This window comes from Rhodoferax sp. GT1R46, assembly GCF_056521285.1.
The window spans coordinates 132,182-148,718 of record NZ_JBWMBC010000003.1; the positions used below are offsets into that span (position 1 = coordinate 132,182).

Here is a 16,537-nt window from a genome sequence, read left to right on the forward strand (position 1 = left end):
GCCTGAAACACTAGCGTTGGCGCAGTGCCCAACTCAGCAGGAAACCCGACGCAACTGCGATACCGAGCGACGTGAGTGGTTTTTCCTGCACATAGGTGCGGCAAGTCTTGGTCAAGCGAGACTGCGCCAAGGCCAATTGCTCGCCTTTGGCATCCAGTGTTTTAGTCGCCATATTGGCCGCTCCCACAAGCTTGTCCACCGCTTGATGGACACCGTCAACCAGGTGGTCAACCGCTGGTCGCGCTGCGTCGGTTGTTCTGTCGACCGCGTTGTGGACGCTTGCAGCCGCATGGTCCAGTGTGCGGGCCACGGCATTGCTCATATCGTTGACTTCAGTCATTTTTTTCCTTTATCTGTCGGGAGACAGACGATTTACTTTTTGCCGAATGTGGCTTTGGCTTCGTTGAGGCAGTTGGTCTTGGCATCACCCGCCATCGCATCGCATTTTTCCTTGGCTACGGCGTAAGCTGCGTCACGCTTGTCAGTGGCGGCGTCCTTGCGGACCTCGGTGGTCTTTTCGCGCGCTGTAGTGTTGGCTTCAGAAGTTTTTTCCACGACCTTGGCGTCCGCCTTGGCCGTTACATAAGCACTTTTGGCTTCCTTGCGGCAAACGTCCTTGGCATTGCCAACTGCGTCATCACATTTTTCCTTGGCGACGGCGTAAGCTGCGTCTGCTTTGGCAAGGCGCACGGCATAGCTGTGTTTAGCCGAGGGGCTGTAGTTTTCTTCCAGTTCGGCCATGGCAACTTTTTCCTGTCCTTTAGCCTCTTCAACGCAAATATCTTTTGCATTGCCGCTCTGTGACTTGCAGGCGTCCTTGTCGGCCTTGTACTTTGCTGAAATTTCCGTTTTCGACGCTTTGTACTCTGCCTTGGTGGGAGTTGCAGCCATGGCACTGGTCCCAACAAGAATAAGGAAGGCGGCGGATAGTGTGGTGAGTGTGAACTTGTTCATAACTAACTCCTGTAATTGCAAAAGGACGATTGAATAGAGCGCCGTCGTATTGTTTCGGCGCCCTGCGGCAAGAATAATTGCAGGCCTTTCCCAGGTCTGTATGCCACCGCACACAAAAATATTTGTTTTTTTGAGAAATATCAAATCTGTGTGCGCCCGCGCACAGAGGGCATGTGCGCAAGCGATTAATCTTCAGCTTTACATCAACCAGGAGAAGTAAACATGAGCCAAATCAAACACATTTCCGTACTGCTTGCAGCCCTTGCCATGACCGCTATGGTGGGATGCGCATCCACTGCCAAGCAGGAGAGCACCGGTCAATATGTGGACGACAGCGCCATCACCGCCAAGGTGAAGGCAGCCATCTTCAATGAGCCCACACTGAAGTCAGCCGAAATCAACGTCGAGACGTTCAAAGGCCGCGTTCAACTCAGTGGCTTCGTGAGTTCGCAAGGCGATATCAACAAGGCTGTCGCCGTAACGCAAGCAGTCACGGGCGTCACCTCTGTCAAGAACGACATGCGTCTGAAATAAGCACGTAACTCCATTTTTTAAATCAAGGATTTGATATGCAAACACTCAAAAAATTAGCCGTCAGCTCGTTGGCTGTAACTGCCTTGCTCACACTCGGCGCCTGTGCAGGAATGTCTGCGCGGGACCAAAACACGGCTATCGGCGCTGGCGTGGGAGCCATCGGCGGCTCCGTTCTGACAGGCGGTAGCACGGTAGGAACCGTTGGCGGCGCTGCAGTTGGCGGCATCATTGGCAATCAGATCAAAAAATAATCACATTGTTATGAATACCCACATCAGCAAATTTCCCCAGTCGCTCATGTGGGTCGCAGGCATAGCGATCACGCTGTTCTGCGCCACGGGTATCGCGGCCTTCATGGGCTGGATACCCAACTCCATGGGCCGCTCTGTGCAAGATACGGACTTCACCGTACCCGAAAGACCCAACGCAGCGGAGTCGCGCACCACGGCGGTCAACAACGCCACCAAGAAACCGATCGCCTTACCAACGCAGCCCAAAACGGTGAAGTGCCCGGACTGCGGCCGGGTTGAGTCCGTGCAACAGGTGAGTACCAAAGGTGAAGGAACCGGTTTGGGTGCTGCTGGCGGCGCGGTCGTGGGTGGCCTCTTGGGCAACCAGGTGGGCGGAGGACAGGGTAAGGACATTGCTACCGTGATCGGCGCTGTAGGCGGCGTCATGGCGGGCAACGAGATTGAAAAGCGGGCACGCGCTACCACGGGCTATGACATCACGATCCGCATGAATGATGGATCAACCCGTGTGATTCATCAGTCGGCACTGCCCGCATGGCGTGCCGGAGACCCGATCAAACTGGTTTCAGGTTCTCTCCAATCAAACTAACTCAGAGGAAACATCATGCTATACACCATTGCCGTCGTTCTTATCATTTTGTGGCTTCTGGGCCTGGTTACCTCCACCACTATGGGCGGCTTTGTCCACGTGCTGCTGGTGATTGCCGTCATCATGATCCTGCTGCGACTCATCAGCGGCAGAGGCTTGTAGAAAACTGATCGCGAGGCAGCACGGCCGATTCAATCCGGTACAAACCGGTCATTGAACTTGGCCAGATCAATTTCCTGATCAAACGTCACCAGTTGCCCCATCTTCATGTCCGCCATCCGGCAGGCCGCAAAAAGACTTGCCTTTCCCTTGAAGTAGAAGCTGGGCAAATCAATCAGCGTGTAGGGGTATGGCACGAAGACCTGGTGCACAAAAACCTCGGCGTGCAGGTTGCGCGGTGAGGGAAAGAGTTTGTAGTCCGCAGTGGTAAATGCTTTTTCAGCCATGGATTCGACAATCTCAAAAGATCAAAGACGCTAGCATAGGGCCTGAACCCCCAATCAGGAGCACCCCATGGCCGATACGCCCGAAACACCTCCACAAGACAAACGCAGCATCTGGATGCGCGCCTTGATGATGATCCTGATGGCGATGGCCTTTCAGTTGGCCGCCACACTTCTGGGACTGATCGCAGTCGTGCAATGGATTCTGGCACTGGTCAGCGATGCGCCCAACGCGCGCTTGACCCATATGGGCAGGGCTGTTGGCAGCTATCTGCGGCAGATTGCCGGCTTTGTGAGCTTTGACACGGAAGGGGTCCCCTTCCCGTTCAGCGACTGGCCATCGTCCAGCTGATCTTTTCAACGCCAGTCGGGTTGTCGCTTTTCAATAAAGGCCTGCACGCCTTCCAGGGCTGATTCGTCCATCATATTGCAGGCCATGGTCTGTGTGGCGTCCTGATAGGCCACTTCAATACCCTCTTCCAGTTGACGGTAGAACAAGGCTTTACCCATTGCTACCGCCACGCGTGGCTTGGCCAGAATGCTGTCCACCAGACGGGCGATTTCCGCGTCCAGCGCGGAGGGTTCAGCCACGCGGTTGACCAACCCTTTCGCCAGGGCCTGCTGTGCGTCAATAAACTCGCCCGTCACCAGCATTTCGAACGCGGCCTTGCGGCCGAGATTGCGCGACAGTGCCACGCTGGGTGTGGAACAGAAAAGGCCCAGGTTGACCCCACTCACTGCAAATTTTGCAGTGCTGACGGCTACCGCCAGATCACACATCGCCACCAACTGGCAACCTGCCGCAGTCGCAATTCCTTGCACCCGCGCAATCACGGGCACTGGCAGACGCTGGATCGCCAGCATGACGCGCCCACATTGGTCAAACAAACCCTGGTAGTAGCCCAACGAGGGCGCAGCGCGCATTTCCTTGAGGTCATGGCCTGCACAAAACGCCTTGCCTGAAGCCGCCAGAACCACCACACGCACTGATTCGTCCGCGGCAACCGCATCCAGCGCGCTCTGCAATGCGGTGAGCATGGCTACAGACAGCGCATTGAACGCATCAGGGCGGTTGAGCGTGAGGGTGACCACCCCAGGGGAATCGCGGTTGATGAGAATCAGTTGCTCGGGTTTGGAATTCATGGCCAGCTCTCAACAGTTAGTTCCCTGTCATCTTACTGGCACCCTTTGTCGGCATTTGATGTGGCGCGCCAGGCGCTATGCTTGCGGCTTTTGCAAAAAGCACGGGAGACTGCATGATGTTGTCGCTTTTTCCACTGGGGTGGGAGCATTACCTGACCGGGGGACTGTTGATCGGAGCCGGGGTAAGTCTTTTATTTATTCTGACCGGCTGGGTGGGTGGCATGAGCACGGTCTTTACCAGCACTTGGTCCTACGTGTCCCGCCGGCCGTTTTTTCAACAGGGCCGGTTTGTTGAAACGCGTGTCTGGCGACTGGTTTTCGCACTCGGGTTGGTGCTGGGCGCCGCCATCTGGTGGATCTGGATCGGGCCTGCCGGCGGACTGCGTACGGGCATACCCCTGTGGCAACTGGGCACTGGCGGATTGCTGGTGGGCTTTGGTGCGCGGCAGTCGAATGGGTGCACATCGGGTCATGGCATCTGCGGCCTGAGCTCGCTGCAATGGCCCTCACTGATGGCGGTGCTGACCTTCATGGCTACCGGTTTTATTACCGCCAATGTGGTGCTGTGGATGGGAGGCCGCTAATGTCTTTTTCCAAATTTCTTGCTGTGGTTGTCAGCGGTATCCTGTTTGGCTTTGGGCTGGCAGTCTCCAGCATGGTGTCGCCTGAGGTGGTACTGAGCTTCCTGCGTTTTCAGGACTTTGGGCTGATGCTGGTGATGGGCGGGGCCGTCTGCGTCACCGTGCTGGTGTATCAATTGGCGCCCCGACTGCTGGGCCGTCCTGCGCTGGGAGACCATTTTGCGGTGCGGCCGTCCGCGCTGGACCGCGATACCGTGGTCGGCGCGGCCATTTTTGGTATCGGCTGGGGCCTGTGCGGAGTGTGTCCCGGCCCGGCCATTGCCGGTTTGGGCACTGGAAACTGGTCGCTCGTGGTGGCCTTGGCAGGTATTGCTGTAGGCGCTTACGCGCAGGGTTGGCTGAAGGATCGCAAGACAAACGGGGCTTAGAAAAATACTTTAAATCGGGCCGAAGCCCGCGGAATCATTGCGCAAGAAGCTATTAATTGAATAGCAGCCATACTCAAAATTTTCCTTTTGCATTATTGAATTCTCTGTGCCATAGTGATCGCTGAGGGGGGCGTACGAGTCGTCCCTGTCGTCTGAATCTACTTCCCGGAGGGAAACCATGGCGGTCGACACTCACATCAAATTCGACGGCATTGAAGGCGAGTCGACCTCGGTGGACCATAAAGGCGAAATCGAGGTGCTGTCCTGGAATTGGGGGCTCGCCCAGTCCGCAGCAGGCCCTGCAGCGACAGGAGCTGGATCCGCCAAACTCAAAACAATCCCCGAGCAGTTTCGCGTGGTACACCACTACGATAAAGCGTCACCGTTACTGGCAAAAAACGCGGCCTCCGGAAAAACCATCAAAACCGCCGTCCTGACAGCCCGCAAGGCTGGCGAGGGTCAGAAGGATTTCCTGAAGGTCACGATGAAAGAAGTATCCGTCACATCCGTGCATTCCAGTTGTGGCGAAGGTAGCGATATTTCTGAAGAAGTAGCCTTGTCCTACGGTTCAATAACCTTCGCTTACCAGCCCGCCACCGCCAACGGCGCGCTGGGCGCGGCGGTAACGTTCGACTGGAACACCAGAACCAACGTGGTGAACTGAGTCCCATGCACCATGGTGCCCGACGTCGGGAGCGAGACAGGTCTATCGGTTGAGGCCCTCCAATGCGTCCTGAAGGGCCAGCCCCACCACGCTGACGCCATTCATTTTCTTGGGGTGCTGCTCCGTCATCAGGGTCTACTGGCCAATAGCCGCGCCATTTCCCTCTGGCCGCGCAACCTTCAGGCACGCGAGCAGGTGCTGCGTGCATTGGTGATGCTGGGTGAGAACGACGAGGCCGCCAAACTGTACCGTGAATGGCTGGCACAGAAACCGGATAACCCGGTGGCGCTGCACCAAATGGCTGCGATTGACCCATTGGCGCACGACACCCCTTGCACGTGCATCGGACGCCTGTATCGAGACCGTGTTCGACAGCTTTGCGCCGCAGTTCGAAGCAAAATTGCAAGGCTTGGCCTACCGCGCACCGGAGCTGGTCGCAAACGCGCTCATGGCCCACCGTGGCAACGGTCTGGCAGCACTCGATATCGCCGATCTGGGATGCGGTACCGGACTGTGTGGGCCAGGACTCAGGCCCATGGCGCGCCATCTCGTGGCCTGCGCAGACACCCTGTGCTACTTCCGCGCGCTGCAGCCCCAGTTCAGCGACTATCGGCTTCGGCCCACCGGGCGATATGCCGACTGCACGCCGGATGTTTTGCGTCAGGAGGCTGGCCAGCCCGTGGCGGGCTGGTTGGTCACGGCAACGATGCCTGCGCGCGCCAGTCAGCAAGCGAGTCGTTCCTAGAGGTAAAACGCCATGCCAATTGAATCAGGGCCGATCTTTTTTGCGCTGATGGTGGGCGTGCTACTGACTGCAGCCGCATCCTGGATCGTGGCGGGCCTGTACCGGCGCCAGATGCTCGCACTCATGCGCGGTGGTCCGACGCCCGAAGCCACAAGAATAGCAGCGGGTCATGCTATGGCAACAACAGTAGCGCGGCGGGTCGAGGCCGTTCTGGATATTTCAGCCAACCGCCGCGCAAGCTGGCGCTACCTCCTGGCGCTCAGCGGGCTCAGCCTGCTCATTGGCATCACCCAGTCAGTTCTGGCACTGCTTTTTGTTTACGATGAGGCGCTGCTCACCCTGGGGCGCGCACTCACGCTCGGCCTGGTTTATGCATGGCCCATGGCGCTGACCTGGGGCCTGCTGCGGCGCTGGTCCTGGTTGCGCACCCTGGGTGCCATCGGTTTGTACCTCCTGCTGATGCTGGCCCTGGTAACGTGGCGATCCATCGCGCACCAGCCGCTTGCCTCATCCCTGCAATGGCTTGGTGGCCTGGTCGTTATTCCGGTCACCGTCACACTGGTGATTGGTGCGAGCGGACGTATCCGCGCCGTTGCACCCTATTTGCTGCCCATATTTCTGGTGTTGTCAGGCTCCTCCGTGGTGGCGCTACAAATTTTGACTGCGGGTGCGGCAAACCCTCCCTATTGGGTCATCGGACTGGTAGGTTGGGTAGGCGCCACGCCAGCCATTCTGCTGATGGCACTGGCGCCCTGGCTGCTGCTGGCGTGGCCAGCCTACGCCCTAGCCCGATCGCTGGCGAATGCCTACCGGGCCAAACGCTTCTCCGACCTGTGGTACCTGTTGGCGGCCTACTGGTTCGTGGTGCTGGCGGCCAGTGCGCTACCCGCCCTGCAGGGCGCGGGATTGCTGGGACTTACGCAACTGTTACCCGGGCTGTGGCTGCCCGTTGCAGGCTGGATGTTGCGGGGCTGGCTCGCGCCGGGCGATGCGCCTCCCACGCTGCTGGTGCTTCGGGTGTTCCAGCAGGACGCAAGGGTACAGACCCTGTTTGACCGGGTCATCGAACGCTGGCGGCTCAGCGGTAACACGGTTCTGATTGCGGGTACCGACCTGCTGAGCCGCACGCTGGACCCGGACGATCTGTTCACCTTTCTCAATGGACGCCTGGCCAGCCGCTTCATCGGGACGGAGGCGCAAGTAGCAGAACGACTCCGCGAATTCGACCTCGCCCCCGACCCGGACGGTCGGTACCGTGTCAACGAGTGCTATTGCTTTGACAGCACCTGGCAAGCGGCATTGATGGCCCTGGTGGGTCAGGCCGATGTAGTCCTGATGGACTTGCGCGGCTTCCAGGCAAAGAACCAGGGCTGCCGTCACGAATTGCATGTACTCGGGACTGTGCCGCACTTGCGGCGCGTCGTGCTACTGCACGACGCCACCACGGCGCAGGCCGTCGCGCAAGCCGATGTGGCACAGGCACTGGCCGGGCGTTTTGTCTGGGTGGAAGCCGGGCGCCTGAACCAGCGCAAAGTCGCTGAGATCATGACGGCACTGCTGGGATAAATTTACATTTACTTACATATTGCCGTTTGCATCCCGTCTGCGATAGGTCGAGAATTTGTAAAAAATTGCAAGCAATCAAACGCATATGCAAGGGAGGACATCATGACCAGCAAGGCATCCGTCACCGCGCAAAAAAAGCCTCAGGCTCTTTCGTTGCACATCGGCCTCAATGAAGTCAGCGCTGCAGCCTATTCCGGGTGGACCGGGCCACTCTCCGCCTGCGAGTTTGATGCCAAAGACATGGCGGCCATCGCTAAATCAAAGGGCATGAAAAGCACGGTACTGCTTACCAAAAAGGGCACGCGTGCCAATGTGCTTGCAGCCACTCGGCAAGCGGCAAAAACACTGGGGGCTGGCGACCTTTTTCTGATGAGCTATTCAGGCCATGGCGGCCAGTTGCCCGATGTCAGTGGCGAAGAAGAAGACAAGCAGGACGAAACCTGGTGTCTGTTCGATGGCCAGTTGATCGACGATGAACTGTATTTCGAGTTCAGTAAGTTCAAGGCCGGGGTGCGCATTCTTGTGCTTTCAGACAGTTGCCACAGTGGTACGGTCGTGCGCGCAGCCCTCCCCCAACCCACCACGCCAGACCAGCGGCCCAAGCTCATGCCGGCAGCCGTCGGCATGCGCGTCTACAGCGAACACAAGGCCTTTTACGACAAGCTACAGAACGATGTGGCCAAGGCCGCTGGCAAGGCCGTTGTGGACCCGGACACGGCACTGGCCAACGTCGTCGTTAGCAGCAGACTGTCCACCCTGGTCAAGCAATTCAAGCCCGCCGTGATCCTGATTTCGGGTTGCCAGGACAACCAGTCTTCCATGGATGGCAACCACAATGGCGCGTTCACCGAACAGCTGCTGCGGGTCTGGAGCAACGGCACCTTCAGTGGCAGCTATGCCAGCTTTTATGCACGCATCCGTGCCGGTATGCCCGCCTCGCAATCACCCAACCTCTTTACGCTGGGAGCGGCTGTACCGTTCTTGAAGCAGACGCCATTCACGGTCTGAGCCCCCTCGGGACTGTCGCCCGTTTATCGCTACCGGGAGATCGCCATGCTGAGTATCAAGAATCACCGTTTGGTTGGCACGGGGGTCACGTTTCGCCAGACGCCGAACACAGGCGGGGCCCTGCAACCGCGTTTTTTGATCATGCACTACACCGCTGGGCGAACCCTGGAGAGTTCAGTGGAGTCGCTGTGCACGAAGAAGCCTCAGGGTAATGCGTCTTCCCACATTGTTCTGGGGCGCGATGGCCGGGTCTTTCAGCTGGCGCCCTTCAACGTCATAACCTGGCATGCGGGGGTCAGCCAGTGGAACGGGCTTGACGGCATGAACCACTACGCCATCGGAATCGAGATGGACAACGCCGGATTGCTGCACCGGGAAGGTGATCAATTTGCAGCCTGGTTTGGCAAAACCTATCCACCCCCCGAAGTGCAGTTGGCCGAGCACCGCCATGGCGGTGGTGTGCAACCCTGGCACACCTATACGGAGGCACAGATCGCACGGGCACTGGAGCTCTGCGAATTGCTGGTGGCGCATTACGGGCTTGAAGACGTGCTGGGCCACGAAGATGTGGCACGCGGACGCAAGGTGGACCCCGGACCGGCATTTCCCCTTGCGGCGGTGCGCAGCCGCGCCATGGGACGTGGGGATGACGTCATGCCGCGCATGCTGGTGACCGCCGCCAGCCTGAATATCCGCAGCGGACCAGGGGCTGCATTTGACAAGGTCGCGCCAGCCCTGAAGCGTGGTACGGAGTTAATTTTGCTCGAACCGCAGGACCGGTGGAGCCGGGTTGCGGTGGTCGGCGCCACCGACCTCGAAGGCTGGGTCAGCAACGATTTCATCGCCCGGCAGCCTGCAACCCGTGGCGGACCCGCGGCACTCTCCAGGGCGCAACGCAGTTCAACCACGAAGACCGCCAGCGCGGCAACAAAACCGAAGCGCAAGCCAGCGACGCCTCGATGAAATCCGCCCCCAAATCGACCCACCTTGCCCAGCCGATCACTTTCGTTGTCCGTGGTCAGGCGCTTCCTGCGGCAGGTCCGACACGCGGTGGAGTAACAACGACCCAACCATCCGGCTTCGGTCGCCGTGGCACAGTGACGCGGCGCGTGCAGGTGGGCGCGCAACGGGGAAGCAGCAATTCGGTACGAATAACTGCTCGGCCGGGGCTGGACGCGGTGGTACTTCACCTCACCAACGGCCCATCGCTGATGCTGCACCCGGAAACCGCACGCGATTTGATGCTGGCGCAGTCCGGGATTCGCCGGCGCGGAATGGGCGACGAGGATCGCCCCGATGAAGTCAACGTGCCAACCGAACTGGTCTGGCAGGGCCTGGAGCAAGCGGGTGCGGTTCGCAGCGCCACGCGGGGGCGGCTGGGGTCGGTTTTGCTGTCGGCCGTGGAGGTAGTCACAGGGCTGCTGAATGATCCCGCAGCCCGCCTCACCGCCAGCGCGATCGCCGAGCGGGTGGACCGCCAGGTGGACGCCGGGGTCTATCCGCTCCATGCACGCGCCTTCGGCGCACCACTCAAGGGGAGCGCCACGCGGCTCGACCGCATTCCCCCTGCAGACGGTACAGACGCACCGCTGCTGGTACTGATTCATGGAACTTTCTCCGAGACGCAAGGCACCTTTGGCAAATTGTGGCAACGTCATCCGCAAAAAGTGCGCGACCTTTTTGCGCATTACGAGAACCGTGTGTATGGCTTCGACCATCCAACCCTCACCGCCAGTCCAGTCGACAACGCGTTGATGCTGGCCAGGCTGCTGCCCAATGGAGCAAGGGTGCACTTGCTGACGCACTCGCGTGGTGGTCTGGTCGCCGAGGTTTTGGCCCGTATCTGCGCCCACCCCGAGCTGGATGAGGAGTCGCTCGCACCCTTCAGGCCTGTTGCATATAAAAGCCAGCTCAAGGCGTTGCGTGATTTAGCAGCCGAGTTGAAGGGGCGCGACATCCGCATTGAGCGGATCGTCCGTGTCGCCTGCCCGGCACGCGGCACACTGCTGGCCTCGCGACGGCTGGACGCCTACGTGTCGGTTCTCAAATGGTCGCTTGAGCTTGCCGAAATTCCGGTAGCACCCGCCATTGTTGATTTCATAGCCGAAGTTGCCAGCCAGCGCACGGACCCGAGTCTGCTACCAGGCCTGGAGGCCATGACGCCGCAAAGTCCTCTGGTGCAGTGGCTGCATGCACCCCAGGGTCCCGGCGTGCCCCCCCTGCCCGGCCAGTTACGGGTGGTGGCAGGCGACATTCAGGGCGACTCCATCGTCAATTGGGTCAAGACGCTGCTCGCCGATGCCTTTTTCTGGACCGACAACGATCTGGTGGTGCAGACGCGCTCTATGTATGGCGGATCGCCCAGGTCTCCGGCGGGTGGTCACGCCTCGGCCATTTTCGTGCTCGAACGCAGTGGCCAGGTCAGCCACTTCAACTACTTCAGCAACGCGCGCACGGCCGAGGCGATTTGCTGCGCCCTCTTGCAGGACGCACCGGACGGCTTTCTTCCCATTGGGCCCATGTCCTGGGCCGGCAGTTCAAGCGATGGTCTGCGCGGTGGACCGCGCGCACCGGGCGGCCCACCCGCTGCAGATCGGCCTGCCGTGATTCTGTTGCCGGGCATCCTGGGCAGCCACCTCAGCGTGGATGGCCAACGGGTATGGCTGAGCATGCGCATCCTGGGGGGGCTGGCGAGCTTGGCCTATCGGGAAAACGCATCCAACGTGTTGCCTGACGGCCCCATCGGCCGCTCCTATGACAACCTGATGCGTTATCTGGGGGACAGTCACGAGGTCATTGAATTTTCATTTGACTGGCGCTGCCCTATTGAGCAGGAGGCGCAGCGTCTTGCCAAGGTCATGGACGAGGCCATGAACGTGCGGGCTGCAAGTGGTCAGCCTGTGCGGCTGCTGGCGCACTCCATGGGTGGACTGGTGGCCCGCACGGTGCAACTGGAGCGACCCGACATATGGCAACGCTGGCTGGAGCGACCCGGCTCCCGCCTGTTGATGCTGGGTACGCCCAACGGCGGCTCATTTGCGCCAATGCAGGTACTCTCGGGGGACGACAACTTCGGCAATGCACTCATTGGCTTCGGACTGCCGTTTCAGGACCACCAGGCTCGCCAGATGATGGCTGACATGCCAGGGTTTATTCAAATGCAGGCTGGGCTACTGGACCCTGGGCTGAAGCTTTCACAAAGTCAGCGGTGGCAGGCCCTTGCCGATCAGGATTTGGAAGCGGTGCGCCAGACCAACTGGTGGCACAGCGACGAACCTCAGCGCACGGTCTACCGTTGGGGTGTTCCCACCCAGACAACACTGGACCGGGCCATCGCTCTGCGTCAGCGCCTTGACGCGCAGGCCAGCAAAGCGTTGGAGGTTTTCAGGGATCGCGTTGTGATGGTGGTTGGCCACGCCCGATTCACGCCGACAGGTTTCGAATGGAATGAGCGGGAAGGCCTGTATTACCTCGACGCACCGGACGCAGGCGACGGCCGCGTGACTCTGGGAAGTGCGCTGCTGCCAGGGGTACCCGCGTGGCAGGTGGATTGTGCCCACGGCGACCTTGCTGACGAAAAAACCGCTTTTGACGCGTACCTGGAGCTGCTTCAGCAAGGCACCACGCAACGTCTGCCGCCTGCATCCCCCGCGCCCGTTGCGCGCGGCGGTGGGGGAACGGCGGCGCCACTGGTACCCAGCCGCCCATCCCGGCAACGGGGATCGGGCAACCCGCCACCGGCCGACCTGAGCGACCTGCTTGAGCCGGAAAAAGAGCCAATGGGCAACGGCGCGCCCCCCCGCGCAGCGCTTCGCATCAGCGTACAAAACGTCAATCTGAAGTTTGTCAGTACCACCTTGATGCTGGGCCATTACGTGTCGTCAACGTTGACCGGCAGCGAAGGCGTGGTGGACCGATTCATCGGTGGTGTGATGTCTGCCTCCCTGGCGGCGGGCCTCTACCCCGAAGCGCCGGGCACACACCAGATATTCCTGAACAACCGGCAGGATCCCGAAAGCCCGCTAGCCCTGCCACGACCACCCCATGTGGTGGTGGCGGGCCTGGGGGGAGAGGGCAAGCTGCGCAGCACCGGGCTGACCCACACGGTGCGCCAGGCTACGCTGGCATGGGCACAGCGTGTGGCCGAAACGCCTGGCGAGGGTGCGGCACAGTTTGAACTCGCCGCCACACTGATCGGCAGCGGCGGCAGTGGCATCAACGCCGCCACGTCGGCACAGGCGGTGGCCCAAGGCGTACGCGAAGCCAATCTGGCCCTTGCCCGGGGAGGCTGGCCCCAAGTCAGCCACCTGCACCTGATTGAGCTCTACCTGAGCCGCGCTACCGAAGCCTGGAGCGCGCTGCAACTGCTCGAAACCGCATCACCGGATTACTTCGTGCTCAGCCCGATCATCCGATCCGGCATCGGTGCGCTCAGGCGCCCACCCGACAGTGGCTACCGGGGCACCGCGTACGACTTCATCAGCGCAGTCACGGTTCAGGACGAAACCGGCGAGCCGACCATTGTCTACACGCTCGACACCATGCGTGCGCGATCAGAGCTACGCGCACAAGCCACGCAGGCCAGACTGGTGGGTGAACTGGTGCGGCGGGCCTCCAATGACGCCAGCCAAAGTCAGGAAATCGGACGCACGCTGTTTCAGTTGCTGGTTCCGGTGGAAATGGAATCAAGTCTGGGCGGCACCAGCGAACTGGTGCTGGAGCTGGACGACGGAACGGCAGCCATTCCCTGGGAACTGCTGGATTCACCCAACGACGGACGCGGTGGCCCGATCGCGCCCTGGGCGATTCGCAACAAGCTGATGCGCAAGCTGCGCACCGTAACCTTCAGAACCCAGGTCAGTGATGCCCGCCTGGAGGATGGCGTGCTGGTGATTGGCGAGCCGCTGTGCGACCCGGCCCTCTATGCGCCTCTGCCCTCGGCCCGCGCAGAAGCCGAAGCTGTGCGCGACGCCCTGAGTGGCCCACTCGGGCTGGATGATTCGCGCGTGCACGCGCTGATCGCGCCCGACGACGGCTTGGGGCCGGACGCCGCTACGGTGACCAGCGCCCTGCTGGCACAGCGCTACCGCATTGTTCACATTGCCGGCCATGGTGAGCCCGAGTTGCAGCGCGACGGCAAGCCACCACTGGTGCGCGGAGTCGTGTTGAGCGACGGCACCTTTCTGGGGCCCCGCGAAGTGCAGGCCATGCGGGTGGTACCCGAACTGGTATTCCTCAACTGCTGTCACCTGGCCGCGGACTCCGACAAATTGCTCAGACATGAATACGACCGCGCCAGCTTTGCCGCCGGTATCGCCAAGCAGCTGATCCGCATCGGTGTGCGTTGTGTCGTGGCCGCTGGCTGGGCGGTTGAAGACGACGCAGCAAACCAGTTTGCCACCGCCTTCTACCGCGCCCTCCTCACTGGCCAGCGCTTCATGGATGCCGTGCATGCCGGTCGCATGGCGGCCTATGCGGTCAACCCGCGCGGCAATACCTGGGCGGCTTACCAGTGCTATGGCGACCCTGATTGGGTGTGGCAACGCAACGAGGTCGACACCCAGCGGGCTCCGCCGCCGGTGGGTCATGAGTTCTCTGGCATTGCGTCGCCCGTCGCTCTGACGCTCGCATTGGAAACCTTGGCAGTGCAAAGTACCACCCAGGGTGCGACAGCATCTACGCAAATCGAAAAAATCCGCTACCTGGAGGCGCGCTTTGAAGCGATCTGGGGAAGTATGGGGGCCGTGGCAGAAGCGTTTGGCGTGGCCTATGCGGCAGCGGGCGACTCGGAGCGTGCCATCCGGTGGTATGGCAACGTGATGGCAGCCAATGATGGCAGCGGCTCGATGAACTCGGGCGAAGAGCTGGCCAACCTCACCGCGCGTCTGGCCTGGGACCGGGTGGAGAAGGCACAAAGCAAAAAAGGGACTTCAAAGGCCGAGCTGGACCAGCTGATGACACAGGGGCGCGCAGAAATCCAGTCGGCCGTAACCCTGCTGCAGGCGCTCACGACCCTCGCACCCACGGTTGAGCGCGAGAGCCTTCTGGGGTCGGCGTACAAGCGGTTGGCACTGATCGAAGCCAGTGCACGGCGGCCACGCGCCGAGGCACAGGCCATTCACAGCATGGCCGAACACTACCGGGTCTCCGAATCCCTGGCCCGACAGTCGGGACACCCGGAGTACTTTTACCCGGCGCTGAACCTGATGGCGGCCGAACTGATCGGCCGCGCCAAATCACCGGAATGGACCGGCTTTGAGCCCGAACGTCTGCAGCTTGCCCGTGAAAGTCTGGAACACAAACGGCTGGACGACCCTGATTTCTGGAGCGTAGTGGGCCTGCCGGAGTTAAGTGTTTACGAAGCACTGGCGGCGCGCGACCGCGAGTTGGACCTGCAGTTGCCCGGCATTCTGGCGGTGTATGAGGATCTGCATACCCGTGCGGGAACACCCTCAATGTGGGCATCGGTGGCGGACCAGCTGGGCTTCGTACTCCAGCATTTCAGTGGCGGATCCAGCGCTGAAGCCAAGGCGGCGCAGGCACTGCTGAAAGTGCTGCGTTCTTACAGTTCAACCACCCAGCCGGCAGCAGCGGTGCCGTAGTTGGCTTCGTAGTTCCAGTTGTTCTTGCGTGATGCGCTCTTCCACACCGCGTTGAAGTCGGAGGGACAGTTGAAGTGGAGCGTCTTCGCGTCTTTCTTGCGAACGGTCAGCACGCGTGCAATAGCCTCTTCGTCGGGGTGCCCGAATTGCTGGCCATTCGTCGAGACCAGATAGTGCTCTGCCGGGAACGCTGCAATCATCTCCTTGGACACGTTGTTCTTGCTTGCATGGTGAGGCAGTTTGAAGGCCTTCAAAGCCAGGGTACCGGTGCCCAGCGGCGCACGCTTCAGGCTCGCAAGCAACACACCCGGATGCGCATCTGCGCCGAACAGCACCCGCTTGCCCTCAAACTCGGCAATAAACGCAATGCTGCTGCCGTTCGGCTCGGCCGCGTCTTCCTTGAAGGGGGTATCCGCCCAATCCTGAACGTTGCCGCCGAGAAAGCCGTCTGGCAGCACTTGTGCAAGTGCAAACGCGTGGCCCGGGACCAGCCCTGCTTTTTGAACCTCCTGCTCCCATTTGGGTTTGAGCTTCTTGAGCTTGTCGAATGTGGGGGACAGCAGCGTGATTTTCATTCCCGAGACGGTGAAAGTGGGCAACTTCCCCGTGTCCGGCACCATAACCGCCAGGTCCTTGAAACGTTTATTCCATTTCCAGGGGCCGTTCTGCACCAGCGGCGTCAGCATTTCACCCTGTTTGGCACCCAGGGTCGACGGTGATGTGTTGGAAAGATGAAAGTAGCCGTTGAACCAGATTTCCTTGATCGAAACCCCACTGGCTCCTGCCTGCTTGAGAAACTCGATGGCCCCGCCTATGTGGTCCGCGTCAATGTGCGTAACGACAAACAGCTCGAACTTGCAACTGCCTTCGGCATCCACTGTTGCCTTGATTTTGGGTGCGAGCGCGCGCGGAAAAGTGCCAACGGTACCCGCATCGATCAGAATGCGCTTGGGCGGATGGGTGTCGCCGTATTCCACCCAGAGACAATCGCCGTGGTCAGCTGCCAGCATGTGAATGCGGAACATCAAA

18 protein-coding genes and 1 pseudogene are annotated in these 16,537 nt (G+C 60.3%); 14 read left to right on the top strand and 5 right to left on the bottom strand.

The window, feature by feature from the left end:
• Positions 1-10 precede the first annotated feature (10 nt).
• On the bottom strand, positions 11-340 hold the full coding sequence (locus AC097W_RS09185; protein ID WP_479602202.1) for a hypothetical protein: 330 nt from the start codon (positions 338-340) through the stop codon (positions 11-13).
• Positions 341-372: 32 nt separating this feature from the next.
• Positions 373-1,098: a hypothetical protein gene (locus AC097W_RS09190; RefSeq protein WP_479602203.1), complete on the bottom strand. Its 726-nt coding sequence runs from the start codon at positions 1,096-1,098 to the stop codon at positions 373-375.
• A 78-nt stretch (positions 1,099-1,176) separates the two neighbouring features.
• On the opposite strand from AC097W_RS09190, the gene AC097W_RS09195 reads away from it, so the two are divergent.
• The 4 genes from AC097W_RS09195 to AC097W_RS09210 are packed head-to-tail and all read left to right on the top strand — an operon-like array spanning position 1,177 to position 2,490.
• Positions 1,177-1,488 carry a BON domain-containing protein gene (locus tag AC097W_RS09195; protein ID WP_479602204.1) on the top strand — a complete coding sequence of 104 codons (312 nt, stop codon included), beginning with the start codon at positions 1,177-1,179 and terminating at the stop codon, positions 1,486-1,488.
• A gap of 35 nt (positions 1,489-1,523) precedes the next feature.
• The gene (locus tag AC097W_RS09200; protein ID WP_479602205.1) at positions 1,524-1,739 is read left to right on the top strand and encodes a glycine zipper 2TM domain-containing protein; all 216 of its coding nucleotides are present in this window, start codon (positions 1,524-1,526) and stop codon (positions 1,737-1,739) included.
• Between the two features lie 10 nt (positions 1,740-1,749).
• Positions 1,750-2,328 (top strand): outer membrane lipoprotein, encoded by a 579-nt coding sequence (locus tag AC097W_RS09205; RefSeq protein WP_479602206.1) that lies wholly within the window; start codon positions 1,750-1,752, stop codon positions 2,326-2,328.
• Positions 2,329-2,343: 15 nt separating this feature from the next.
• Positions 2,344-2,490 (top strand): lmo0937 family membrane protein, encoded by a 147-nt coding sequence (locus AC097W_RS09210; protein ID WP_479602207.1) that lies wholly within the window; start codon positions 2,344-2,346, stop codon positions 2,488-2,490.
• 29 nt (positions 2,491-2,519) lie between these two features.
• On the opposite strand, the gene AC097W_RS09215 is transcribed toward AC097W_RS09210, so the two are convergent.
• Positions 2,520-2,774: a hypothetical protein gene (locus AC097W_RS09215; RefSeq protein WP_479602208.1), complete on the bottom strand. Its 255-nt coding sequence runs from the start codon at positions 2,772-2,774 to the stop codon at positions 2,520-2,522.
• Positions 2,775-2,841: 67 nt separating this feature from the next.
• Here AC097W_RS09215 and AC097W_RS09220 point away from each other — a divergent pair, with 67 nt between their 5' ends.
• Entirely contained in the window at positions 2,842-3,123 is a 282-nt protein-coding gene (locus tag AC097W_RS09220) for a DUF4389 domain-containing protein (RefSeq protein ID WP_479602209.1), read from the top strand.
• 5 nt (positions 3,124-3,128) lie between these two features.
• Here the strand turns inward: AC097W_RS09220 and AC097W_RS09225 are convergent, their stop codons facing one another.
• On the bottom strand, positions 3,129-3,914 hold the full coding sequence (locus AC097W_RS09225; protein ID WP_479602210.1) for an enoyl-CoA hydratase: 786 nt from the start codon (positions 3,912-3,914) through the stop codon (positions 3,129-3,131).
• A 113-nt stretch (positions 3,915-4,027) separates the two neighbouring features.
• Here AC097W_RS09225 and AC097W_RS09230 point away from each other — a divergent pair, with 113 nt between their 5' ends.
• The 9 genes and pseudogenes from AC097W_RS09230 to AC097W_RS09270 all read left to right on the top strand — a co-directional run bounded on the left by AC097W_RS09230 (position 4,028) and on the right by AC097W_RS09270 (position 15,508).
• Positions 4,028-4,498, top strand: coding sequence for a YeeE/YedE family protein (locus AC097W_RS09230; protein ID WP_479602211.1), 471 nt, complete (start codon positions 4,028-4,030; stop codon positions 4,496-4,498).
• Complete coding sequence (locus AC097W_RS09235; protein WP_479602212.1) at positions 4,498-4,923, top strand: DUF6691 family protein; 426 nt, start codon at positions 4,498-4,500, stop codon at positions 4,921-4,923. The genes AC097W_RS09230 and AC097W_RS09235 overlap by 1 nt, the downstream gene beginning before the upstream one ends.
• Positions 4,924-5,101: 178 nt before the next feature.
• On the top strand, positions 5,102-5,587 hold the full coding sequence (locus AC097W_RS09240; RefSeq protein WP_479602213.1) for an Hcp family type VI secretion system effector: 486 nt from the start codon (positions 5,102-5,104) through the stop codon (positions 5,585-5,587).
• A 12-nt stretch (positions 5,588-5,599) separates the two neighbouring features.
• A pseudogene (locus AC097W_RS09245) lies at positions 5,600-5,881 on the top strand (tetratricopeptide repeat protein); the annotation flags it as partial.
• 13 nt (positions 5,882-5,894) lie between these two features.
• Positions 5,895-6,332, top strand: a complete 438-nt coding sequence (locus AC097W_RS09250; RefSeq protein WP_479602437.1) for a class I SAM-dependent DNA methyltransferase — start codon at positions 5,895-5,897, stop codon at positions 6,330-6,332.
• A gap of 12 nt (positions 6,333-6,344) precedes the next feature.
• Positions 6,345-7,898 carry a hypothetical protein gene (locus AC097W_RS09255; protein ID WP_479602214.1) on the top strand — a complete coding sequence of 518 codons (1,554 nt, stop codon included), beginning with the start codon at positions 6,345-6,347 and terminating at the stop codon, positions 7,896-7,898.
• Between the two features lie 102 nt (positions 7,899-8,000).
• Positions 8,001-8,906: a caspase family protein gene (locus tag AC097W_RS09260; protein ID WP_479602215.1), complete on the top strand. Its 906-nt coding sequence runs from the start codon at positions 8,001-8,003 to the stop codon at positions 8,904-8,906.
• A 45-nt stretch (positions 8,907-8,951) separates the two neighbouring features.
• Positions 8,952-9,869: an N-acetylmuramoyl-L-alanine amidase gene (locus tag AC097W_RS09265; RefSeq protein WP_479602216.1), complete on the top strand. Its 918-nt coding sequence runs from the start codon at positions 8,952-8,954 to the stop codon at positions 9,867-9,869.
• Positions 9,866-15,508, top strand: coding sequence for a CHAT domain-containing protein (locus AC097W_RS09270; protein WP_479602217.1), 5,643 nt, complete (start codon positions 9,866-9,868; stop codon positions 15,506-15,508). The genes AC097W_RS09265 and AC097W_RS09270 overlap by 4 nt, the downstream gene beginning before the upstream one ends.
• Here the strand turns inward: AC097W_RS09270 and AC097W_RS09275 are convergent.
• Positions 15,469-16,533 carry a ComEC/Rec2 family competence protein gene (locus tag AC097W_RS09275; RefSeq protein WP_479602218.1) on the bottom strand — a complete coding sequence of 355 codons (1,065 nt, stop codon included), beginning with the start codon at positions 16,531-16,533 and terminating at the stop codon, positions 15,469-15,471. The genes AC097W_RS09270 and AC097W_RS09275 overlap by 40 nt on opposite strands.
• Positions 16,534-16,537 lie beyond the last annotated feature (4 nt).